This window comes from Pseudomonas sp. MBLB4136 (assembly GCF_051904765.1).
GTDB lineage: Bacteria > Pseudomonadota > Gammaproteobacteria > Pseudomonadales > Pseudomonadaceae > Aquipseudomonas.
Genome location: NZ_CP196713.1, coordinates 4090916 through 4112903 on the forward strand (window position 1 = coordinate 4090916; position 21988 = coordinate 4112903).

The 21988-nt window shown below is 66.6% G+C and carries 22 protein-coding genes; 10 read left to right on the plus strand and 12 right to left on the minus strand.

The features are described 5' to 3' along the window. Positions 1-6 precede the first annotated feature (6 nt). From hemJ to ACSX1D_RS18850, 4 genes are all read left to right on the plus strand, one after another. Entirely contained in the window at positions 7-435 is a 429-nt protein-coding gene (hemJ, locus tag ACSX1D_RS18835) for a protoporphyrinogen oxidase HemJ (protein WP_439859923.1), read from the plus strand. 27 nt (positions 436-462) lie between these two features. Continuing rightward, on the plus strand, positions 463-1425 hold the full coding sequence (locus ACSX1D_RS18840) for an NAD(P)H-dependent flavin oxidoreductase (protein WP_439859924.1): 963 nt from the start codon (positions 463-465) through the stop codon (positions 1423-1425). 121 nt (positions 1426-1546) lie between these two features. After that, a complete protein-coding gene (locus tag ACSX1D_RS18845) occupies positions 1547-2515 on the plus strand; it encodes a DUF805 domain-containing protein (protein WP_439859925.1) in 969 nt (322 codons plus the stop codon). A 119-nt stretch (positions 2516-2634) separates the two neighbouring features. Next, positions 2635-3426, plus strand: coding sequence for an SDR family NAD(P)-dependent oxidoreductase (locus ACSX1D_RS18850; RefSeq protein ID WP_439859926.1), 792 nt, complete (start codon positions 2635-2637; stop codon positions 3424-3426). A 12-nt stretch (positions 3427-3438) separates the two neighbouring features. Here the strand turns inward: ACSX1D_RS18850 and ACSX1D_RS18855 are convergent, their stop codons facing one another. Beyond that, the gene (locus ACSX1D_RS18855; protein ID WP_439859927.1) at positions 3439-4923 is read right to left on the minus strand and encodes an AAA family ATPase; all 1485 of its coding nucleotides are present in this window, start codon (positions 4921-4923) and stop codon (positions 3439-3441) included. 78 nt (positions 4924-5001) lie between these two features. Between ACSX1D_RS18855 and ACSX1D_RS18860 the strand changes: the two genes are divergently transcribed. Both ACSX1D_RS18860 and coq7 read left to right on the plus strand, forming a co-directional pair. Then, positions 5002-5340 carry a histidine triad nucleotide-binding protein gene (locus tag ACSX1D_RS18860; protein WP_439859928.1) on the plus strand — a complete coding sequence of 113 codons (339 nt, stop codon included), beginning with the start codon at positions 5002-5004 and terminating at the stop codon, positions 5338-5340. Between the two features lie 114 nt (positions 5341-5454). Beyond that, positions 5455-6102, plus strand: coding sequence for a 2-polyprenyl-3-methyl-6-methoxy-1,4-benzoquinone monooxygenase (gene coq7, locus ACSX1D_RS18865; RefSeq protein WP_439859929.1), 648 nt, complete (start codon positions 5455-5457; stop codon positions 6100-6102). 58 nt (positions 6103-6160) lie between these two features. On the opposite strand, the gene speD is transcribed toward coq7, so the two are convergent. Both speD and ACSX1D_RS18875 read right to left on the minus strand, forming a co-directional pair. Further along, entirely contained in the window at positions 6161-6955 is a 795-nt protein-coding gene (speD, locus tag ACSX1D_RS18870) for an adenosylmethionine decarboxylase (RefSeq protein WP_439859930.1), read from the minus strand. 219 nt (positions 6956-7174) lie between these two features. Continuing rightward, the gene (locus ACSX1D_RS18875) at positions 7175-7597 is read right to left on the minus strand and encodes an OsmC family protein (protein ID WP_439859931.1); all 423 of its coding nucleotides are present in this window, start codon (positions 7595-7597) and stop codon (positions 7175-7177) included. A gap of 239 nt (positions 7598-7836) precedes the next feature. Between ACSX1D_RS18875 and crp the strand changes: the two genes are divergently transcribed. Beyond that, positions 7837-8481 (plus strand): cAMP-activated global transcriptional regulator CRP, encoded by a 645-nt coding sequence (gene crp / locus ACSX1D_RS18880; RefSeq protein WP_208707113.1) that lies wholly within the window; start codon positions 7837-7839, stop codon positions 8479-8481. A gap of 54 nt (positions 8482-8535) precedes the next feature. Here the strand turns inward: crp and trpC are convergent, their stop codons facing one another. From trpC to rpe, 6 genes are all read right to left on the minus strand, one after another. Continuing rightward, positions 8536-9372 (minus strand): indole-3-glycerol phosphate synthase TrpC, encoded by an 837-nt coding sequence (trpC, locus tag ACSX1D_RS18885; RefSeq protein WP_439859932.1) that lies wholly within the window; start codon positions 9370-9372, stop codon positions 8536-8538. Next, positions 9369-10418 carry an anthranilate phosphoribosyltransferase gene (gene trpD / locus ACSX1D_RS18890; RefSeq protein ID WP_439859933.1) on the minus strand — a complete coding sequence of 350 codons (1050 nt, stop codon included), beginning with the start codon at positions 10416-10418 and terminating at the stop codon, positions 9369-9371. The genes trpC and trpD overlap by 4 nt, the downstream gene beginning before the upstream one ends. Beyond that, positions 10415-11011 carry an aminodeoxychorismate/anthranilate synthase component II gene (locus tag ACSX1D_RS18895; RefSeq protein ID WP_439859934.1) on the minus strand — a complete coding sequence of 199 codons (597 nt, stop codon included), beginning with the start codon at positions 11009-11011 and terminating at the stop codon, positions 10415-10417. The genes trpD and ACSX1D_RS18895 overlap by 4 nt, the downstream gene beginning before the upstream one ends. Before the next feature lie 12 nt (positions 11012-11023). Next, the gene (gene trpE / locus ACSX1D_RS18900) at positions 11024-12502 is read right to left on the minus strand and encodes an anthranilate synthase component I (protein ID WP_439859935.1); all 1479 of its coding nucleotides are present in this window, start codon (positions 12500-12502) and stop codon (positions 11024-11026) included. 261 nt (positions 12503-12763) lie between these two features. Next, the gene (locus ACSX1D_RS18905; RefSeq protein WP_439859936.1) at positions 12764-13453 is read right to left on the minus strand and encodes a phosphoglycolate phosphatase; all 690 of its coding nucleotides are present in this window, start codon (positions 13451-13453) and stop codon (positions 12764-12766) included. After that, positions 13450-14124: a ribulose-phosphate 3-epimerase gene (gene rpe / locus ACSX1D_RS18910; RefSeq protein ID WP_439859937.1), complete on the minus strand. Its 675-nt coding sequence runs from the start codon at positions 14122-14124 to the stop codon at positions 13450-13452. The genes ACSX1D_RS18905 and rpe overlap by 4 nt, the downstream gene beginning before the upstream one ends. Before the next feature lie 134 nt (positions 14125-14258). Between rpe and ACSX1D_RS18915 the strand changes: the two genes are divergently transcribed. After that, complete coding sequence (locus ACSX1D_RS18915) at positions 14259-15245, plus strand: alpha/beta hydrolase family protein (protein WP_439859938.1); 987 nt, start codon at positions 14259-14261, stop codon at positions 15243-15245. A gap of 15 nt (positions 15246-15260) precedes the next feature. Here ACSX1D_RS18915 and ACSX1D_RS18920 read toward each other — a convergent pair whose 3' ends face one another. From ACSX1D_RS18920 to ACSX1D_RS18930, 3 genes are read right to left on the minus strand one after another with little or no spacing between them, the layout of a single operon-like run. After that, the gene (locus tag ACSX1D_RS18920) at positions 15261-16022 is read right to left on the minus strand and encodes a TerB family tellurite resistance protein (RefSeq protein ID WP_439859939.1); all 762 of its coding nucleotides are present in this window, start codon (positions 16020-16022) and stop codon (positions 15261-15263) included. A gap of 1 nt (position 16023) precedes the next feature. Next, positions 16024-16695 carry an N-acetylmuramate alpha-1-phosphate uridylyltransferase MurU gene (gene murU, locus ACSX1D_RS18925; protein WP_439859940.1) on the minus strand — a complete coding sequence of 224 codons (672 nt, stop codon included), beginning with the start codon at positions 16693-16695 and terminating at the stop codon, positions 16024-16026. Then, a complete protein-coding gene (locus tag ACSX1D_RS18930; RefSeq protein WP_439859941.1) occupies positions 16692-17717 on the minus strand; it encodes an aminoglycoside phosphotransferase family protein in 1026 nt (341 codons plus the stop codon). The genes murU and ACSX1D_RS18930 overlap by 4 nt, the downstream gene beginning before the upstream one ends. A gap of 125 nt (positions 17718-17842) precedes the next feature. On the opposite strand from ACSX1D_RS18930, the gene ACSX1D_RS18935 reads away from it, so the two are divergent. Further along, entirely contained in the window at positions 17843-20602 is a 2760-nt protein-coding gene (locus tag ACSX1D_RS18935; protein ID WP_439859942.1) for an LPS-assembly protein LptD, read from the plus strand. 4 nt (positions 20603-20606) lie between these two features. After that, on the plus strand, positions 20607-21875 hold the full coding sequence (locus ACSX1D_RS18940; protein WP_439859943.1) for a peptidylprolyl isomerase: 1269 nt from the start codon (positions 20607-20609) through the stop codon (positions 21873-21875). The last annotated feature ends 113 nt before the right edge of the window (positions 21876-21988 follow it).

Sequence of the window (21988 nt, forward strand, 5' to 3'; positions counted from 1 at the left end):
CTACGCATGCTCTATCTGTGGCTCAAGGCCCTGCACATCATCGCCCTGGTCTGCTGGTTCGCCGGGTTGTTCTACCTGCCGCGACTGTTCGTCTACCACGCCATGAGCGAGGACGAGATCAGCCGCGAGCGCTTCTGCGTCATGGAACGCAAGCTGTACCGCGGCATCATGCTGCCCTCGATGATCGCCACCCTGGTGTTCGGCATCGGCCTGCTGAGCCTCAACGCCGGCGCCTACTTCAGCCAGGGCTGGATGCACGTCAAGCTCACCCTGGTGCTGCTGCTGATCGGCTACCACCATATCTGCGGCGCCCAGCTCAAACGCTTCGCCCGCGGCGAAAACCGTCGCAGCCACGTGTTCTATCGCTGGTTCAACGAGGCGCCGGTGCTGCTGCTGATCGCCATCGTCGTGCTGGTGGTGGTCCGCCCGTTCTGATTCGCTCCGTTCATCGAAGGTGTCGCCATGTCCCTGCCTGTCCTGCTCGAACAACGCCTGCGCCTGCCGGTGGTCGCCGCGCCGATGTTTCTGGTGTCCAACCAGCAACTGGTGCTGGCCTGCTGCCGCAACGGCATAGTCGGCAGCTTCCCGGCGCTGAACCAGCGCGAAAGCAGCGGCTTTCGCGCCTGGCTGGAGGAGATCGGCGCGGGACTGGATGAGTCGGCGGCGCCCTATGCGGTCAACCTGATCGTCCACGCCAGCAATCCGCGACTGCAGGCCGACCTGGCAATCTGCGTCGAGCAGCGGGTGCCGATCGTCATCACCAGCCTCGGCGCGGTAAAGGAGCTGGTCGATGCGGTGCACAGCTACGGCGGCCTGGTGTTCCACGACGTGACCACCCGGCGCCATGCCGAGAAGGCCGCCGCGGCCGGGGTCGACGGACTGATCGCGGTGGCGGCCGGCGCCGGCGGGCACGCCGGCACCTGGAGCCCGTTTGCCCTGATCGCGGAGATCCGCCAGTTCTTCGACAAGACCCTGCTGCTCGCCGGCTGCCTCAATCACGGCCACGAGCTGCTCGCCGCGCAACTGCTCGGCGCCGACCTGGCCTACCTCGGCACCCGCTTCATCGCCACCCAGGACAACCAGGCCCCCAATCGGTACAAGCAGATGATCATCGACGCCCAGGCCGCCGACATCATTCACACGCCTGCGGTATCCGGGGTGCCGGCCAGTTTCATGCGCCAGAGCCTCGAGCAGGCGGGCTACGACCTGCAACAGTTGCAGCGCCCGGCCGATATCGATTACGGCGAGAAGCTCAAACCCCTCGACGACGAGGCCAAGGCCTGGAAGACCGTGTGGTCGGCCGGCCAGGGTGTGGGCACCATCGCCGACCTGCCGACGGTCGAGCAACTGGTGGCGCGCCTGGATCGCGAGTACCGCGCCGCCCAGCGCCAGGCGCAGAACCTGCAGCAACGCTGGCCAGGCTGAACGGGGCGCCCCACCGGGCGACTGGGCAGACAGCGAACTTCTGCTCTAGGCTGCTGTGTCAGGGGCCAGCACCCTGCTATTCGGCGCGGCTCCTTCCCCCCGGGACGACAAGGAAGGCTGTATGACACAGACCCGTTTCAAGATTGTCTTCGATGGCGAGCTGATGCCCGAAGTGGCGCTGGAGACGGCCAAGGACAACCTAGCCCGCCTGTTCAAGAGCGATCGCACGCGGATCAACAGCCTGTTCTGCGGCAGCACCGTGGCGATCAAGCGCGATCTGCCGGAAAGCGATGCCGATCAGTATCTTGCCGCCCTGCATCGCGCCGGCGCCAAGGCGCGCAAGGAGCCCGACCCGGGCGCCAGCCTGAGCCTGCTGGCCGGCAAGGAAGCAGATGAGCTTGATGAAACGCCCCAGTTCGCCGCCACCATGGTCTGTCCGAAATGCGGCCAGCAGCAGCGCAAGTCAGCATCCTGCGCCGGTTGCGGCATCATCATCGCCAAGTTCGTCGCCCACCAGGCAGTGTTCTCCCAGGCCGACACCGGCAGCTCCGGCCACTCCACGGCCCCGGCCAACAGCCCCTACGCGACGCCGAAGGCTGCGGTGGCCGCGACCTTGCCGCGCTACGGCGAGCTGAATGTGTTCAGCCTCGAAGGGCGCATCGGTCGCCTGCGTTACCTGGCCTGGTCCCTGGTGCTCAGCCTCTGCGTGGCCGGGATCGTGGGCGTGGTGGCCATCGCCGCCAACATCTCGGAGACACTCGGCCTGGTGCTGGCCGTCGGCGTGGTGCTCGGCATGCTGGTGGTTAGCGTGCAGATCGGCGCGCAACGCCTGCACGACATTGGCTGGAGCGCCTGGCTGCTGCTGCTTAACCTCATCCCGATTTTCTGGCTCCTGATGCTGATTGTCCCGGGTAGCGCCGGCGCCAACCGCTACGGGCCGCCACCGCCGGCCAACAGCCTGGCGGTCAAACTGCTCGCCGGACTGTACCTGGCGGTGCTGCTCGGCGGCCTGCTGATCCTGTTCCTCGGCGGTTTCGCGATGCTCGGCCTGGCCCTGAGCGGTCTCGAGTTGAATCCGGCGCAGCCCTGACCGCCGAAGCGCGGTTTCTTTTGCTGACCGGGCCGCGGGCGGCGGTAATATATGCGCCGCCCAGGCACTCCTGCGGCGCCGCCATGGTCCAACTCGCCCCCATTCCCGGAGACACCCCGATGCCCCGTTACGCCCTGATCACTGGTGCCTCCAGCGGCATCGGCCTGGCCCTGGCCGAGGCCCTGGCACGCCGCGGGCGCAACCTGATCCTGGTGGCCCGGCAACGCCAGGCGCTGGAAAGCATCGCCCTGGAGCTGAGCCAGCGCTTCGCCGTGGAGGTGCTGTTTCGCACCTGCGACCTGAGCCAGCCGCTGCAGGTGTCCGGCCTGCTGCACGAACTGGAACAGAGCGAACTGAACATCGACCTGCTGGTGAACAACGCCGGCCTGGGCAGCTCCGGCGCCTTCATCGCCCAGGACTGGAGCCGCGAGCAGAAGCTGATCGAGGTGAACGTGCTCGCCCTCGCCCGCCTGTGCCACGCCATCGGCGCCAGCATGGCCCGGCAGGGCGGCGGGCAGATCCTCAATGTCGCCTCCCTGGCGGCCTTCCAGCCGGGCGCCTGGATGAGCAACTACTACGCCAGCAAGGCCTACGTGCTGCACTTCTCCGAGGCCTTGCGCGAGGAGCTCAAGCAGCAAGGGGTCAGCGTATCGGTGCTATGCCCAGGCCCCACGCACAGCGCCTTCTTCCGCAACGCCGGGATCGACGAGCGCCCGCTGCAAGGCCGCAAGCTGCTGATGGGCGCCGAAGAGCTGGCACTGCTGACCGTCCGTGCCCTGGAGAAGAAGCGCGCGGTGATCATCCCCGGCTGGCGCAACCGCCTGCTGGCCGCGGCCCCGCGCCTGGCGCCACGCTGGCTGGTGCGCCGCCTCACCGCCCTCATCAACCGGCGCTTTGCCCGTCCGCTTTGAACCGCCCGGCCATCAGCCGTTGGCATTGACCGTGCGACCGCTGGCCCAGGCACGCAGGGCGGCGAGATCCTCGGCCATCACCACCGACAGGGGCGCGGTGCTCTGGATGCCACGCAGCAGCAAGCCCTGATCGACCCCCTGCTGCTGCGCCTGGGCGGCATACAGCCCGCTGACCACCACCTGTTCGATCTCTGCGCCGGAAAATCCGGCACTGGCCGCAGCCAGCACGTCGAGGTCGAAGCTGCCGACGTCCAGTTCACGACGCCCCAGGTGGATGCGGAAGATCTCCGCGCGCACCGCCGCGTCCGGCAGGTCGACGAAGAACAGCTCATCGAAACGCCCCTTGCGCACCAGTTCCGGCGGCAGCCGGTCGATGGCATTGGCGGTGGCCACCATGAACACCGGCACCTTGCGCTCGGCCATCCAGGTCAGCAGGGTGCCGAGTACCCGCTGGCTGACGCCGCCGTCGTGGTCACCGCTGGCCAGACCTTTCTCGATCTCGTCCATCCACAGCACGCAGGGCGCCATCTGCTCCGCGAGCCTGAGCGCCTCGCGCAGGTTGCGCTCGGTCTCGCCGAAGAACTTGTTGTACAGGCAGCCAAAATCCAGACGCAGCAACGGCAGGCCCCACATGCCCGCCACCGCCTTGGCCGCCAGGCTCTTGCCGCCGCCCTGCACGCCGACCAGCAGCACCCCCTTGGGCAGGTCGATGCCCTTGCCCTCGAGGAAAATGCCCTGGCGCTCGCCCAACCAGCGCTTGAGATTGCCCAGGCCGCCGACTTCGGCGAAGCGCGCGGTGTCGTACTCGAAGCTCAACACCCCCTCCAGATCGAGCAACTGGAACTTGGCCTTGTTCAACTCCGGCAGGTCTTCCTGGGTGATCGCGCCGTCGTCGCAGATCAGGTTGCGCGCCAGGCTGCGGGCCTCGCCGTGGCTCAGGCCGCGCAGGTTCTTCACCACCTGCTGCAGGGTGCGGTTGTCGGTGCGCACCCGGGCGTTGCGGTTCTGCTCGCTCCAACGCGCCGCCTCCTCGCGCACGATGCTCAGCAGCTCATCCTCGGATGGCAGCGCCAGGCGGAAGCGCGCGGCGTGGCGCTGCACCTCCGGCGGCAACTTGCAGGCATGGGACACCAGCACCAGGGTCGGCTTGCCCGGACTGCCGCTCAGGGCGACCTCCTTGAGCAGGCGCACCAGCCTGGGGTTGTCGTCGAGAAAGGGGTGCAGGTCGCACATCACATAGAGGTTCGGCTGCGGGTCGGCCTTGATCAGCCGCAGGGCGGCCTCCGGCTCCTGGGTAGCGCCCTCGCCCAACGGGTCGGCACCGAAACCCAGGCGCCGCAGCCCGTCGGTCACCGTCCAGGTGTGCAGGCCGAGGCCGCGCTTGACGGCCAGGCCGGTGAGGGTCTCCAACACGCGCGGCTCGTCCCAGGATTCGATGAGGATCAGCTTGACCTTGGAGTCGAGCACCAGCCCCAGGTCATGGATGTCGTTCTTCACACAGGCTCCTTGTGCACTGGTCGCGGAAAATCTGTCTGGTTACACTCAGGCCTCTTCCAACAGGCCGGGAGACCGTCCATGGACTGTCTGTTCTGCACGATCGTCGCCGGGGAGATCCCCGCGCGCAAGCTCTATGAAGACGACCAGGTGTTTGCCTTCCACGATATCGGCCCGCAGGCGCCGGTGCATTTCCTGGTGATCCCGAAGCAGCACATCCGCACCCTCAAGGACCTCGAGGAAGGCGACAAGGCGCTGCTCGGGCACATGGTCTTCATCGCGCAACGCCTGGCCCGCGAGCAGGGTTGCGAGGAAGGCTTCCGCCTGGTGATGAACTGCGAGGCCCTGGCCGGCCAGAGCGTCTTCCACATCCACCTGCACGTGCTCGGCCAGCGCCCGCTGCACTGGCCACCGGGCTGAGTCGCCGAAACGTCCGTAAAGGCAACGGCCACGGCGCAACTGGCAAGTTCGCGCCTCGGCCCACAGCCGGCAATTGCGATAAACTGCGCGGCGTTGCCCACGCCGGAGGCCCCCATGACCAACGATCGCCACTACTCGCCCGTCGACCGCCTGCTGCTGCAGGCCGACATGGCCCTGCGCACCCTGCTGCCCTTCAGTGGCCAGCCCGGCCGCCCGTCGCCGGCGATCGTGGAGAATGAAGTCGAGCTGGATGCCGAGCAGGCCCGGCATGTTGCCGGCCTCATGCGCATCAACCACACCGGCGAAGTCTGTGCCCAGGCGCTGTATCAGGGCCAGGCGCTGACCGCCAAGCTGCCGGAAGTACGCGCCGCAATGGAGCATGCCGCCGACGAGGAGACCGACCACCTGGCCTGGTGCGAACAACGCATCCGCCAGCTCGGCAGCCAGCCCAGCGTGCTCAACCCGCTGTTCTACGGCCTGTCGTTCGGCGTTGGCGCGGTCGCCGGACTGATCAGCGACCGGGTCAGCCTGGGCTTCGTCGCCGCCACCGAGGACCAGGTGGTCAAGCACCTCGACGAACATCTGCAGCAGCTGCCGCCCGAGGATGGAAAGTCCCGGGCGATCCTCGAGCAGATGCGCGAGGACGAAGCCCAGCATGCCACCAGCGCCGTGGAAGCCGGCGGCCTGCGCTTCCCCGCGCCGGTCAAGCTGGGCATGACCCTGCTGTCCAAGGTGATGACCAAGAGCACCTACCGCCTCTAGGTTGCAGGCGCATGAAAAAGGGCGCCAATGGCGCCCTTTTTTGTCTCGTGCCGTGCGATCAGTGCGGCATGTTGCGCGCGTAGAAGATCTCCAGCATCTCGTGACGCAGACGCTCTTCGACCTGCTGGCGCTGCTCGGGCGTCAGGTTGCGGGTCGCATCGCCGAACAGGTAGTTGTCCAGTTCGAAGTCCTTGAGCAGCATCTTGGTGTGGAACAGGTTCTCCTGGTACACGTTGACGTCGGTCATCTGATACGCCGCCTGGGTGTCGTCGGAGAGGTAGTTCTGGATCGAGTTGATCTCGTGGTCGATGAAGTGCTTCTTGCCATCCACGTCACGGGTGAAGCCACGCACCCGGTAGTCGACCGTGACGATGTCCGAGTCGAACTGGTGGATCAGGTAGTTCAGTGCCTTGAGCGGCGAGATCAGGCCACAGGTGGACACGTCGATATCCACACGGAAAGTGGCGATACCCTCCACCGGATGGATCTCCGGGTAGGTGTGCACGGTGATGTGGCTCTTGTCCAGGTGCGCGAGAATGGTCTCGGGCAGCGGGCCGGGCGACTCCTCGATCTGGCTCTCCGTCGGCTCCACCGGCTGCTCGGAGATCAGGATGGTCACGCTGGCGCCCTGGGGCTCGTAGTCCTGGCGAGCGATATTGAGGATATTGGCGCCGATAATGTCGACAACATCGGTAAGAATCTGGGTCAGGCGCTCGGCGTCGTACTCTTCGTCGATGTACTGGACATAGGCCTGTTGATCTTCCGCGGTTTCCGCGTAGCAGATGTCATAGATGTTGAAGCTCAAGGTCTTCGTCAGGTTGTTGAACCCGTGGAGCCTGAGTTTGCTTTTCATCACCGTTGGAACTCTCTATGGTGGATGCGGCCAGGCCGCGTGATCGAGCATGCCCGTCAGCTGCTAACGATGCAGCTGCGTAGGACGATTAACACCTCTTCGCACTGGCGAGTTTGGTTGTCCGTTCAAAGCGTATGACGCCCCGAAAAATGGGGCGACATTATGCAGATGACGCAGGCCGTCCGCCAGCGTCCGCACCCAGCAAATGATGAAAGGTGATCAACCCAGCTCGACGATTTCGTAGGCGTGGCTGATTTCAACCCCGGCGCGCCCCAGCATGATCGAGGCCGAGCAGTATTTCTCCGCCGACAGCTCGACGGCACGCTTGACCTGGGCCTCCTTCAGCCCGCGCCCCTTGACGACGAAACGCAGGTGGATCTTGGTGAACACCTTGGGCTCCTCGCCGGCGCGCTCGGCCTCGACGAAAGCCTCGCAGCTCTCTACCGCCTGTCGGGACTTCTTCAGAATGTTCACCACATCGAAGTTGCTGCAGCCGCCCAGACCGATCAGCAGCATCTCCATCGGACGTATGCCGAGGTTGCGGCCACCGCTCTCCGGCGGGCCATCCATCACCACCGCATGACCGCTGCCCGACTCACCGAGAAACAGGGCGTCTCCGGCCCACTGAATGCGCGCTTTCATTACCGCGTCTCCGCTGCTAAAAAGGGACGCAGCTTATCACAGCCCTTATTAACGACCCGACCTGTCAACAATGCGTCAACGACCCAGGGCACACGGCCAACCAAAGGGCAAAATGCCCACCGACGCAAAAGTGTCTGGTAAGCTGGCGCCGGATTACTGGCGCACCGTGCCAGGCAACTGAATAAGAAATCGCCTGCTGGAACTAGGCTTACCCTTTTGGCTTCACTCGGGACTCGCGAATGGTCGCTATTACCCTCACACCTAAAATAAAGAATCTCGACAAACTCCTCGCGCACTGCCATCGCCGTCGCTACACGGCGAAGAGCACCATCATCTATGCGGGGGATCGTTGCGAGACCCTGTTCTTCATCGTCAAGGGCTCGGTCACCATCCTGATCGAGGACGACGACGGCCGCGAAATGATCATCGCCTACCTCAACGCCGGCGACTTCTTCGGCGAAATGGGCCTGTTCGAAAAGGACGGCACCGAGAAGGAGCGCAGCGCCTGGGTTCGGGCCAAGACCGAATGCGAGGTGGCCGAGCTCAGCTACGCCAAGTTCCGCGAACTGACCCAACAGGACCCGGACATCCTCTACGCCCTCGGCAGCCAGATGGCCGAGCGCCTGCGCAACACCACGCGCAAGGTCGGCGACCTGGCCTTCCTCGATGTCACCGGCCGCGTCGCGCGTACCCTGCTCGACCTGTGCAAGCAGCCGGACGCGATGACCCATCCGGACGGCATGCAGATCAAGATCACCCGCCAGGAGATCGGCCGCATCGTCGGCTGCTCGCGGGAAATGGTCGGCCGGGTGCTCAAGTCCTTGGAAGAACAGGGCTTGGTGCACGTCAAGGGCAAGACCATGGTGGTGTTCGGCACGCGCTGAATATCGCCTGCATAAAAAAGCCGGCGCATGTGCCGGCTTTTTTATGCACCAGGGTCAGTCGACATCGGGACGACTGATGACCCGCTTGCGCTCGGGAAAGAACAGGCGCTCCAGCTCCGCCCCGGGATTCTCCGCGCGCATGAAGGCCTCGCCGACCAGGAAGGCGTAGACCTGGCTGATCTCCATCAGCTCGACGTCGGCGCGGTTGAGAATGCCGCTCTCGGTCACCACCAGGCGATCGCGGGGAATCCGTGGCAGCAGGTCCAGGGTGGTTTCCAGGCTGACCTCGAAGCTGTGCAGGTTGCGGTTGTTGATCCCCAGCAGCGGCGTGTCGAGGGTCTTCAGCGCGCGATCCAGCTCGGCGCCGTCATGCACCTCGACCAGCACATCGAGGCCGAACTCCTTGGCCACCGCGGCCAGTTCGGCCATCTGCCCATCGGCCAGGGCCGAAACGATCAGCAGCACACAATCAGCCCCCAATGCGCGAGCCTCGACGATCTGGTACGGGTCGATCATGAAGTCCTTGCGGATCACCGGCAGTGCACAGGCGTTGCGCGCCTCCTGCAGGTAGCGGTCGGCGCCCTGGAAGAAGTCGACATCGGTCAGCACCGACAGGCAGGTGGCACCGCCGCGCTCGTAGCTCTGGGCGATGTCGGCCGGCACGAAGTCCTCGCGCAGCACGCCCTTGCTCGGCGAAGCCCTCTTGATCTCGGCGATCACCGCCGGCTGCTTGCGCTTGGCCTGCTCCAGCAGGGCCCGGGCGAAGCCACGGGTGGCATCGGCGCCGCGGGCCTCACGCTCGAGTTCGGCGAGACCGACCAGGGCCCGGCGCGCGGCGACTTCCTCGACCTTGCGCGCCAGAATCTTTTCCAGAACGGTAGGGATGCTCACCCTTGATTCTCCTGTTTGAACACCGCGGTAAAGGACACCAGCTCCTGCAGCTTTTCCCAGGCCAGCCCGGTGTGCAGGGCATCGTGAGCCAGGCGCACACCTTCTTTCAGGCTGCCGGCCAAGTCCGCGGCGTACAGGGCCGCACCCGCGTTAAGCGCGATCATATCGGCGGCCTTCTGCCCCGCTTCCGTGTTGCGCTTGCTCAGGGCGTCGCGGATCAGCGCCAGCGAGGCCTCCGGCCCCTCCACCGCCAGGCCGATCAGGCTCTGGCTCTTGAGCCCGAAGTCTTCCGGCTGCACCTCGTACTCGCTGATCACGCCATCCTTCAGCTCGGCGACGTGGGTGGCGGCGGCCAGGCTGAACTCGTCCAGGCCGTCGCGCGAATGCACCACCAGGATGTGCTGGCTGCCCAGGCGCTTGAGCACCTCGGCCAGGGGACGGCAGAGGGCCTGGGTGAACACCCCGACCACCTGATGCTTGACCCCCGCCGGGTTGGTCAGCGGGCCGAGCATGTTGAAGATGGTGCGCAGGCCCAGCTCGCGGCGCGGCGCGGCGGCATGCTTCATCGCCGCGTGATGCACCTGGGCGAACATGAAGCCGACGCCGACGCTGTCGATGCAGCGGGCCACCTGCTCGGGCGTCAGGTTGAGGTAGATGCCGGCGGTCTCCAGCAGATCGGCGCTGCCGCTCTTGCCGGACACCGCGCGATTGCCGTGCTTGGCCACCTTGCCGCCGGCGGCGGCGACGACGAAGCTGGCGGCCGTGGACACGTTGAAGATATTCGCGCCGTCGCCGCCGGTGCCGACCACGTCGACCACATGCTCCAGGCTGGCCAGGTGCACATGGCTGGCCAGCTCACGCATCACCGCGACCGCGCCGACTATCTCGTCGATGGTCTCGCTCTTCATGCGCAGGCCCATGAGGAAGGCGCCGATCTGTGCGTCGCTGCACTGGCCGGTCATGATCTCGCGCATCACGTCCTGCATTTCCTCGGTGCTCAGGTCGAGCTGGGCCACGACCCGGTTGAGGGCTTCCTTGATGTTCATCGGCGCACGCCTCCGTGTTGCTTGAGGAAATTGGCCAGCAGCTCATGGCCTTGTTCGGTGAGGATGGATTCGGGGTGGAACTGCACGCCCTCGATGTTCAGGGTCTTGTGCCGCAGGCCCATGATCTCGTCGACCGAGCCGTCCTCCAGCTGGGTCCAGGCGGTGACCTCCAGGCAATCGGGCAGGGTCTCGCGCTTGACCACCAGGGAATGGTAGCGGGTCACGGTCAGCGGCATGTTGAGGCCGGCGAACACGCCCAGGTCGCGGTGGAACACCGGGCTGGTCTTACCGTGCATCACCTGGCGCGCGCGCACCACGTCGCCGCCGAAGGCCTGGCCGATGCTCTGGTGGCCCAGGCAGACGCCGAGGATCGGCAGCTTGCCGGCGAAATGCTCGATCACCGCCAGCGACACGCCGGCTTCGGTGGGCGTGCAGGGGCCGGGCGACACCACGATGCGCTCGGGTTGCAGCGCCTCGATCTCGGCGACGCTCAGCTCGTCGTTACGGATGACGTGGACGTCGGCCCCCAGCTCACCGAGGTACTGCACCACGTTGTAGGTAAAGGAGTCGTAGTTGTCGATCATCAGCAGCATGGCGGGACTCCTTTATTCGGTTGTCTGTTCGGCGAGGGCAACGGCACGGAACATGGCGCGACGCTTGTTCAGCGTCTCCTCCCACTCCAGCGCCGGCACCGAGTCGGCGACGATGCCGGCGCCGGCCTGCACGTGCAGCTCGCCGCCCTTGATCACCGCGGTGCGGATGGCGATCGCGGTGTCCATGTTGCCGTTCCACGCCAGGTAGCCGACCGCGCCGCCGTAGACGCCACGCTTGACCGGCTCCAGCTCGTCGATGATCTCCATGGCGCGGATCTTCGGCGCGCCGGACAGGGTGCCGGCCGGCAGGATGGCGCGCAGGGCGTCCATGGCGCTCATGCCGCCCTTGAGCTGGCCGGTGACGTTGGAGACGATGTGCATGACGTTGGAATAGCGCTCGATCACCATCTTCTCGGTGAGCTTGACGCTGCCGGTGCTGGAGACCCGGCCGACGTCGTTGCGCCCCAGATCGATCAGCATCAGATGTTCGGCCAGCTCCTTGGCGTCCGACAGCAGGTCCCGCTCGAGCGCCAGGTCAGCCTCTTCACTGGCGCCGCGCGGACGGGTGCCGGCGATCGGGCGCACCGTCACCAGGTTGTCCTCGACCCGCACCAGCACCTCGGGCGAGGAGCCGACCACATGGAAGTCGCCGAAGTTGAAGAAGTACATGTAGGGGGTCGGATTGATACAACGCAGGGCGCGATACAGGTCGATCGGCGCGGCCTTGAAGGGAATCGACATGCGCTGGGAAATCACCACCTGCATGCAGTCGCCGGCGAGGATGTAGTCCTTGATCGCACCGACCGCCCGCTCGTAGTCCTCGCGACTGTAACTGGAGCGGAACGCCGGTTCGGCAGCGGCAGGGGCATTGAGGTCGACGCCCAAGCGCGGGGTGATCGGCTGGCGCAGTTTATGCAGGATTTCCTGCAACTGCGCCTGGGCCTGCTCGAAGGCGCCGTCCTGCTGGGGATCGGCGAGGACGATGGCGTGCATCTTGCCCGCCAGGTTGTCGAACACCACCACGGCGTCGGACACCATCAGCAGGATATCCGGCGTGCCCAAGGGATCGGGGTTGCCGCCATCGGCCAGCTTGGCCTCGACATAGCGCACGCTGTCATAGCCGAAATAGCCCACCAGGCCGCCGTTGAAGCGCGGCAGGCCCGCCAGGGTCGGCACCCGATAGCGCCCCTGGAACGCCTCGACGAAGGCCAGCGGGTCGGCGCACTCGTGGCGCTCGGTTTCCACCCCGTCGACGCTGATCCGCACGCTGTGATCGTAGGCGCGCAGCACGGTGCGCGCCGGCAGGCCGATAATCGAGTAGCGCCCCCACTTCTCGCCGCCCTGGACGGACTCGAGCAGGTAGGTGTTGGCCTGGTCGGCCAGCTTCAGGTAGATCGACAGCGGCGTGTCGAAGTCCACCAGGGTTTCGCAGGCCAGGGGAATGCGGTTATAGCCGGCAGCGGCCAAACGCAGGAATTCTTCGCGGATCATGATCAGCCTCGTGGCTTGAGGTAAACGGTCGTGTGCAAACGTGCCGACTGGGCGGCCAGAATCGAGTCAGAGGCGCCAGCGCCAACGGGCCAGGGCCTTGATGATTTTCATCCCGGCTCGTGCGAGCCAGAGTCTGCAGGTAACCACCACGGGGGATCTCTTGGGCGGGGTTTGAAGTCCGGCCACACTAGCGCAGGCGCCAGGCCGAATCAACCCGAGCCCCCGTGGTTCGCCCATCCACCCTGGCAGCCGCCGGACGACTCAGGCGCCCGCCAGCAGCTGACGCAGATCGTCGAGCACCAGCGCCGGCCCTTCCTCGGCAATCGGCCGGCCATGGTTGTAGCCGTAACTCAGGGCCACGCAGGGTACCCCCGCGGCCCTGGCGGCCTGCACGTCGTTGCGCGAGTCACCGATGAACAGCGCCTGCCCGGCCTCGACCCGGGCCATGCGCAGCACATGCAGCAGCGCCGCCGGGTCGGGCTTCTGCTGGGGCAGGGTGTCGCCGCCGACTATCCAGCGGAAATAGCGCCCCAGCCCCTTCTCATCCAACAGTGGCGCGACGAAGCGCTCCGGCTTGTTGGTGACGATGGCCATGGGCACGTCCTGCTTGCGCAGCCAGTCGAGGGTGGCCGCCACGCCGGGATAGACCTGGGTCAGCGCATGGCTCTCGGCATAGGCCTCCATGAACACCCGCAGGGCCTGATCGGCCTCGGCGTCCTCGACATGGGCGTGCTCCAGGCCGCCAGCCAGGGCGCGGCGCACCAGCACCCGGGCGCCATTGCCGACCCAGTCGCGGACCCGCTCGATGCCGGCAGGCGCGCGCCCCAGGGCGAGCAGGACCTTGTCCACAGCGGCGGCGAGGTCCGGCACCGAGTCCACCAGGGTGCCGTCCAGGTCGAACATCACCAGGTCCGGCAGGCGGCCACCGAACAGCGCGTGCAAAGGCGTCACGCGCGCACCTGGGCCAGCTCGGCGCGCATGGCGTCGATCACCTCGCGGTAGTTCGGCTGATTGAAGATCGCCGAGCCGGCGACGAAGGTGTCAGCGCCGGCCGCGGCGATCTCGCGGATGTTCTTGACGTTGACCCCGCCGTCGATCTCCAGACGGATTGCGCGACCACTGGCGTCGATCAGCGTCCGCGCCTCGCGCAACTTGTCGAGGGTGCCGGGGATGAACTTCTGCCCGCCGAAGCCGGGGTTGACGCTCATCAGCAGGATCATGTCGACCTTGTCCAGCACATGCTTGAGGCAGTCCAGCGGCGTCGCCGGGTTGAACACCAGGCCCGCCTTGCAGCCGCCGTCACGGATCAGTTGCAGCGAACGATCGATATGCTCGGACGCCTCCGGATGGAAGGTGATGTAGCTGGCGCCCGCCTCGATGAAATCGCCGATGATGCGATCCACCGGCTTGACCATCAGATGGGCATCGATCGGCGCGGTGATGCCGTACTTGCGCAGCGCCGCGCAGACCATCGGGCCGATGGTCAGGTTGGGCACGTAGTGATTGTCCATCACGTCGAAGTGGACGATATCGGCACCGGCGGCGAGCACGTTATCCACTTCCTCGCCCAGGCGGGCGAAGTCGGCGGAGAGGATCGACGGGGCGATGGCGAAGGGTTGCATGGCGCACCTCAGGCAGGACACGAAAGGCGCGCATTGTAGCAGCCCGGACTGGCGCCGGGAGTGGCGCCTGGCGCCTGGCAAGCCACCCCGCAAACCGCTAGGCTGGTCGTCGCACCTTCCGCCGGAGAAGCTCCATGACCTCACGCCCCGCCTGCCTCGCGCTCTGCCTGCTGTTGCTCGGCGTCCATGCGCATGCCGAAGAGCAGGTCGAGAGCGGGGCGCCCGACGCCAAACCGATCGCCGAGCGCAGTCCCCTGCCGGAGCGCAGCGAACTGGCCGCCCGCGCCCTCGCGCGCCAGCTGGGGGACGCTGAACAGCAGCGCCTGCAGGCGGGCAACGAGGCATTCCTCGCCCTCTGGATGCCCGCCAATTCAGGCAAGCCGCACGGCACGGTCATCCTCCTGCCTGGCGACAACCAGAGCGCCGACTGGCCGCGCAGCGTCGGCCCGCTGCGGCGCAAGCTGCCGGACAGCGGCTGGCACAGCCTGAGCCTGAGCCTGCCCGACCCGATCGGCGAGCTGGCCGGCGGACTACCAGGCGCCCCGGCCGACGGCGCCGAACCCGCACCAGAGGCACCGGTCGTGGCCATCTCGACGGAGGAGCTCGGCAGCGCCGAAGCCGCCAGCGAAACGACAGCCCCCGGCAGCGAGTCGGACGCTGCCCTGGCGGAGCTGCGCCAGGCACACAGCGCCCGAGTGCTGGAACGAATCGCCGCGGGCGTGGCCTTCGCCCAACAGCAGCAAGCCAAGCCCATCGTCCTGCTCGGCCACGGCAGCGGCGCCTATTGGGCCGCTCGCTATCTGGCCGAGCGCAAACCCGACGCCGTGCACAACCTGCTGCTGGTCAGTGCCCGACCCGCCGCCGGCTTCGACCCCGACCTGGAGCAACTGATCCTGGAGCCGGGACGGGCGACCGGCGACTTCTACTACCAGGATCAGCCGGCCGAGCGCGACGCCGCCTTGAAACGCCTGTTGGCCAGCGAGCGCCTGAATCACCCCGGCTACACCCAGATCGGCCTCAAGGCCCTGCCGGGCAACCTACAGACCGAGCAGGAGCAGCTGTTCCGGCGCATCCGTGGCTGGCTCGGCAAGCACCTGAATCGCGCCGCGCCGGCGCGCTGAAAGGGGCTGCCCGCGTCAGCGGAAACCGTGACGCTGGCGGATCAGCCCGTAGGCCTGACGCAACTCCCGGGTCCGTTCCGTCGCCTCGCGCACCTGCTCGGCAGTGGCGCCGCTGCCGGCCAGCTTGTCGGGGTGATGCCGGCTCAGCAGCCGGCGATAGGCCTGCTTGATCTGTGCCGGCTCGCTGTCAGCCGCGACCCCGAGCAGGCGCAGGGCCGCCTGGTAGCTGCCGCCGGCAGTCGCGGCGACCGGCCCCTGCTGGGGCGCATAGGCGGCGTTCAGCGCCTCCTGGGTGGCAGCCGGGACATCCAGCCACTTGCCCCACAGCAGAATCAGCTCGCGCTCGGTGCGACTGACCCGACCGTCGACCCAGGCCATCCGCCAACAGGCACGCAGTAGCGCCTCGCCGCGCCCACGATGACGGCGCAGCGGTGCCCGCAGGCTGTCGCGCCCGGTCTTGCCGCGGGCGAACGCCTCGATCGCCCGGCGCTGGGCATCCTGATCCAGCCCCAGGCGCTGCATCTCCGCACGCGCCTGACGGATATGCGCCTGCAGCACCTGGCCGTCGCACTTGGCCAGACGCCCAAGCAGGATGAACAGCAGCACGTCATCCCCTGGAGGCGGCGAAGCACCCAGCCGCTCGCGCAACTCGGCCCAGCCGCGCACACGCAGGCGCCTGTCCGCCACCTGGCCGAGCAGGCCGCCCAGCAGGGCGCCGGGAATGCTGGCCACGCTCCAGCCGGCGATGGCCCCCAGCAGGGTCAAGGGCCAGAGCATTTCAGCGGCTCGTCCCGAGCAGCTGTTCGGCCTCGGCCAACCGCTCATGGCTGCCGACATCGACCCAACGGCCGGCGAAGCGCTCGCCCGTCACCTGCGCCTCGGCCATGGCCGCGCGCAGCAGCGGCGCCAGCTTGAAGGCGCCGGGCCGGCAGCCGGTGAACAGTAACGGCGACAGCACGGCGATGCCGCTGTAGGTCAGGCTCGGCTGCCCCGCCTGTGCATCGGCGACCTGGCCGCGGTCCAGGCGAAAATCCCCCACCGGGTGGTGCGCCGGGTTGTCCACCAGCACCAGATGGGCTAGCCCGGCCAGCGGGCGACTGAGTTCGGCGAAGGGGTAGTCGGTGAAGATATCGCCATTGACCACCAGGAAGGGCTCCTCGCCGAGCAAGGGCAAGGCACGAAAGATGCCACCGCCGGTCTCCAGCGGCTCGCCTTCGGCGGAGTAGCGCAGGCTCAGGCCGAAGCGCGCGCCGTCACCGAGGTGCGCCTCGATCTGCTGCCCCAGCCAGGCATGGTTGATCACCACCTCGCTGAATCCGGCTGCCGCCAAGGCCCTGAGGTGATACTCGATCAAGGGCACGCCCGCCACCCGCACCAGCGGCTTGGGCGTGTGCAGAGTCAAGGGACGCAGGCGCTCGCCCTTGCCGGCGGCGAGGATCATCGCCTTCATGCCGGCACCTCTGCCGGCTGCGGCAGGCCGGCGAGCAGCTCAGCCAACTCGGCCAGCTCGGGGCGCCGCGCCAACACCGCCTGGATATAGGCGAAGAAGCGCGGCACATCCTCCAGGTAGCGGGGCTTGCCGTCCCGGTGACAGATCCGCGCGAAGATGCCGACCACCTTGAGATGACGCTGCACGCCCATCAGGTCGCTGGCGCGCAGGAAGTCCTCGAAGTCTTCCTGCACCGGCACGCCCGCGGCGCGGGCCTGGTGCCAGTAGTCCTGCAGCCACTCGCGCACCCGTGCCTCGGGCCAGCTGAGGAACGCATCCTTGAACAGGCAGGTGACGTCGTAGGTCACCGGGCCATAGACCGCGTCCTGAAAATCCAGCACGCCGGGGTTCGGCTCGCTGAGCATCAGATTGCGCGGCATGTAGTCGCGGTGCACCAGCACCCTGGGCTGAGCCAGCGCGCTGTCGATCAGCAGGGTGCAGACCCGCTGCCAGGCAGCCTGCTGCGTCGCGTTCAGCTCGACGCCGAGGTGGCGGCGCAGGTACCAGTCAGGAAACAGCTGCAACTCGCGCAGCAACAAGGCTTCGTCGTAGCCCGGCAAGCCCGCATCCATCGGCAGGCGCTGGAACGCCAGCAGGGCCTGCAGAGCATCGTCCATCAGGCGGTCTGCGCTCTGCTCATCGATCACCTCCAGGTAGGTCTGCCGACCCAGGTCGTTGAGCAGCAGGAAGCCGCGCTCGAGATCCGCCGCCAGGATCTGCGGCACATTGACCCCGGCCCCGGCCAGCAGCCCGGCGACCTTGACGAAGGGCCGGCAGTCTTCCTGGGGCGGCGGCGCATCCATGACGATCAGGCTGTGCGCACCGGCCTGCCAGCGGAAATACCGGCGAAAACTGGCGTCGCTGCTGGCGGCCGTCAGCGCGGCGTCGGGCACCGCGCCCCAGCCCCGTTCGGCGAATAGCACAGATAACTGCTGGTCGAGCCACTGCTTGAGGAGTTGCAGGCGTACATCTTGATCAGGCATTACAAGGGTCTCCGACGGCGCTAGCCGTTGCGCGGGTCATGCTTTATTATCCAGCATCTTTTTAAGCCCATCGAGAGGCGTGCGGCCCCTGGGCCGATGGCGCGCAGGAAGCCCGGAAAAATAAGATGGCAGTAAAAATCCCCGCGGTTCGTAAAAAATTCCCACTTCTGGTCACTGGCGGTCTTCTAGCCCTTCAACCCGTCGCTGGTCAATTCGCAATTGCAGCCGAACAGTTCGACTGTCGGGCCTCCGCCACCGGCGGCTGGGCCTGTGCCCCGAAAACCAGCGAGGCCGCTTTGCCGGCGCGCCCGGTGCACAGCGGCTCGGCCATCAGTGCCGGCACGAGCGCCGCAACCGACGACAAGGCGGCGCGCACCACCCTGGTGACGGAAAGCCGCGGCAAGGCCCTGGCCTCGCGCAGCGCCGACTACAGCCACCTGGACTGGGTGCCGCGCGAGCAGCTCAACCCCGCGCAACTGGCCGAGGTGGCGCCCTACTGCGCTGGCGCCTATGTCGAGCCGCGCCGGCCGGGCATGAACGACCAGACGCCGATGGACGAGGCGCCGCTGTTCGTCTCCGCCAAGGCCTCGCGCTACGAGCAGCAGGAGCAGGTCGCCACCCTCGCCGGTGACGTGGTGATTCGCCAGGCCGGCATGCAGGTCGAGGCCGACGAGGCCAGCCTGCATCAAGCCGAGAGCCGCGGCGAGTTGATCGGCAACGTGCGCCTGCGCGACCAGGGCATGCTGGTGGTCGGCGACCGTGCCGAGCTGCAACTGGACAACGGCGAAGCCAAGGTCGACAACGCCGAGTATGTGCTGCACAAGAGCCACGTGCGCGGCAGCGCCCTGTACGCCAAGCGCGAAGAGTCGGCGATCATCCGCCTGAAGGACGGCACCTACACCAGCTGCGAACCCGGCAGCAACGCCTGGCACCTGAGGGGCAACAACATCACCCTCAACCCGGCCACCGGTTTCGGCACCGCGACCAACGTGACCCTGCGGGTGAAGGACATTCCGGTGTTCTACACACCCTACATCTATTTCCCGATCGACGACCGCCGCCAGTCGGGCTTCCTGCCGCCGAGCATCGGCAGCTCCAGCGACAGCGGCGTCACGCTGCAGACGCCTTACTACTTCAACCTGGCGCCGAACTACGACGCCACCCTGTATCCGACCTACATGAGCGATCGCGGCCTGCTCATGGAAGGCGAGTTCCGCTACCTGACCAAGAGCAGCGAAGGCCAGGTCGGCGCGGCCTACCTCGACGACAGCAACGACGATCGCAAGCTGCAGTCCGAGTACGAGGACCAGCGCTGGCTGTACAGCTGGCAGCACCGTGGCGGCCTCGACTCGCGCCTGCTGGCGGAAGTCGACTACACCGACATCAGCGACCCGTACTACTTCCAAGACCTGGACACCGACCTGGGCATCGAGACCACCGCCTACGTCAACCAGCGCGGCACCCTGACCTATCGCGGCGACAGTTATACCGCGCGACTGAACGCCCACGCCTACGAACTGGCCAACATCACCGACATCACTCCCTATAACCGCCTGCCGCAGATCACCCTGGACGGCACCCTGCCCTTCCACCCGGGCGGCCTGGACTTCAGCTACGGCAGCGAGCTGGTACGCTTCGATCGCAACCTGCGCTCAGGCAGCTTCATTAACGAGGATGGTGTCGCCGAACAGCTCTGGTACGACGCCCGCCTGCGTGGCCTCGCCCGCGCCAACGGCGACCGCCTACACCTCGAGCCGGGCATAAGCCTGCCGCTGAACTGGAACTGGGGCTTCATCAAGCCCCAGGTCAAGTACCTGCAGACCCACTACAACCTCAGCCTCGACCAGCAGGGCAAGAGCACGCTGCTCGCCGAGCAGGAGTTCAGCGGCAGCCAGGACCGCGGCCTCGGTCTGTTCAGCGTGGACAGCGGCCTGTATTTCGACCGCGACACCCAGTGGTTCGGCAAGGCCTTCCGCCAGACCCTGGAACCGCGCGCGTTCTACCTCTACGTGCCGGAAGAGGACCAGACCGATATCCCGGTGTTCGACACCAGCGAAAGCACCTTCAGCTACTCCTCGCTATGGCGCGAGAACCGCTTCTCCGGCAAGGACCGCATCGGCGACGAAAACAAGCTGTCGCTGGGTGTCACCAGCCGCTGGGTCGAGCCGAACGGCTTCGAGCGCCAGCGCTTCAGCATCGGCCAGGCCTTCTATCTGGCCGACCGCAAGGTGCAGTTGCCGGGCATCGACTACCGCAGCCGCGCCGACGCCCAGGCCTCGCAGTCGCCCTACGCACTGGAATACCTGTATCGCTTCAACCGTGACTGGCGCCTCTCCTCGGACTTCAACTGGGACCCGGACACCCACCGCACCCGCTCGGGCAGCGCGATGTTCCACTACCAGCCGGAAGACAACCCGAACAAGGTGGTCAATGCCGGCTACCGCTACCGCAACGACACCGTGCGTTACGACCAGGCCAGCGGCAACTGGGTAGTCGGCAACGGCGACTACGGCACGCCCGGTACGGCCAACTTCATCAAGGACTACTACAAGATCAGCCAGCACGACTTCTCGGTGATCTGGCCGATCGTCCCGCAGTGGAGCGTGATTTCCCGCTGGCAGTACGACTACAGCCGCAACCGTACCCTCGAGGCCTTCGGCGGCTTCGAGTACGACAGCTGCTGCTGGAAGCTGCGCCTGATCAACCGTTACTGGATCGACTACGACGAAGTCAGTCTCAACCCCTCGCTGAACGACGAAGCCGACACCGGGATCTTCCTGCAGATCGTGCTCAAGGGCCTGGGCGGCGTGACTGGCAACAAGGTGGAGACTTTCCTCGACCAAGGCATTCAAGGTTATCGTGAACGTGAAGACCAAGCTTTCTGATTGCATGCGCCCGCTACTGCTGGGCGCGCTGTTCCTCGGCGCTGCGGCGCAGGCCGAAGTTAAATCCCTCGACCGCGTGGTGGCGATCGTCGACAACGACGTGATCATGCAGAGCCAGCTCGACGCCCGGGTGCGCGAAGTCCAGCAGACCATCGCCAAGCGCGGCGCCGAAGTGCCACCGCAGAGCGTGCTGGATGATCAGGTGCTGGAGCGCCTGATCATCGAGAACATCCAGCTGCAGATCGGCGACCGCTCCGGCATCCGCATCACCGACGAGGAACTCAACCAGGCCCTCGGCACCATTGCCCAGCGCAATGGCATGAGCCTGGAGCAGTTCCGAGCCGCCCTGGCGAAGGACGGCCTGTCCTACGCCGATGCCCGCGACCAAGTGCGCCGCGAGATGATCATCAGCCGCGTGCGCCAGCGCCGGGTGGCCGAGCGCATTCAGGTGACCGACCAGGAAGTGCAGAATTTCCTCGCCTCCGACCTCGGCAAGCTGCAGCTGTCGGAAGAGTTCCGCCTGGCCAACATCCTCATCCCGGTCCCCGAGGCCGCCTCGCCGGAAACCATCCAGGCAGCCGAACGCCAGGCCCGCGAGCTATATCAGCAGCTGCAGCGCGGCGCCGACTTCGCCCAGCTGGCCATCGCCCGCTCGGCCAGTGAAACCGCCCTGGAAGGCGGCGAAATGGGCTGGCGCAAGGCGGCCCAGCTGCCGCCACCGTTCGACGCTATGATCGGCGCCCTGTCGGTCGGCGAGGTCACCGAACCGATGCGCACCCCGGGTGGCTTCATCCTGCTCAAGCTGCTGGAAAAGCGCGGCGGCGCCAGTCAGGTGCGCGACGAAGTCAACGTCCGGCACATCTTGATCAAACCCAGCGAAATTCGCAGCGACGCGGAAACCAAGCGCCTGGTCGAGCGCCTGCACCAGCGCATCCAGGCCGGCGAGGACTTCGCCGAGCTGGCCAAGAGCTTCTCCGAGGATCCGGGCTCGGCGCTCAACGGCGGCAGCCTCAGCTGGATCGATCCGAGCGCGCTGGTGCCGGAGTTCCGCGAAGTGATGGCCAACACCGCCAGCGGCGAGCTGTCCAAGCCGTTCAAGACCGGCTACGGCTGGCACATCCTGCAGGTCATGGGCCGGCGCGCCACCGACAGCAGCGCTGAGTTCCGCGAGCAGCAGGCGCTGAACCTGCTGCGCAACCGCAAATACGACGAAGAACTGCAAGCCTGGCTGCGGCAGATCCGCGACGAGGCCTACGTCGAGACCAAGCTGTAACACCACCGCACCAAGCAGAGCCCGGCCCTTAGCGCCGGGCTTTTTGCTTTCAGGGTGGCGCGGCTTAAGATAGGCGCCTGCCCCACTGTCCGCCCAGGCGGCGCAATCGAGAC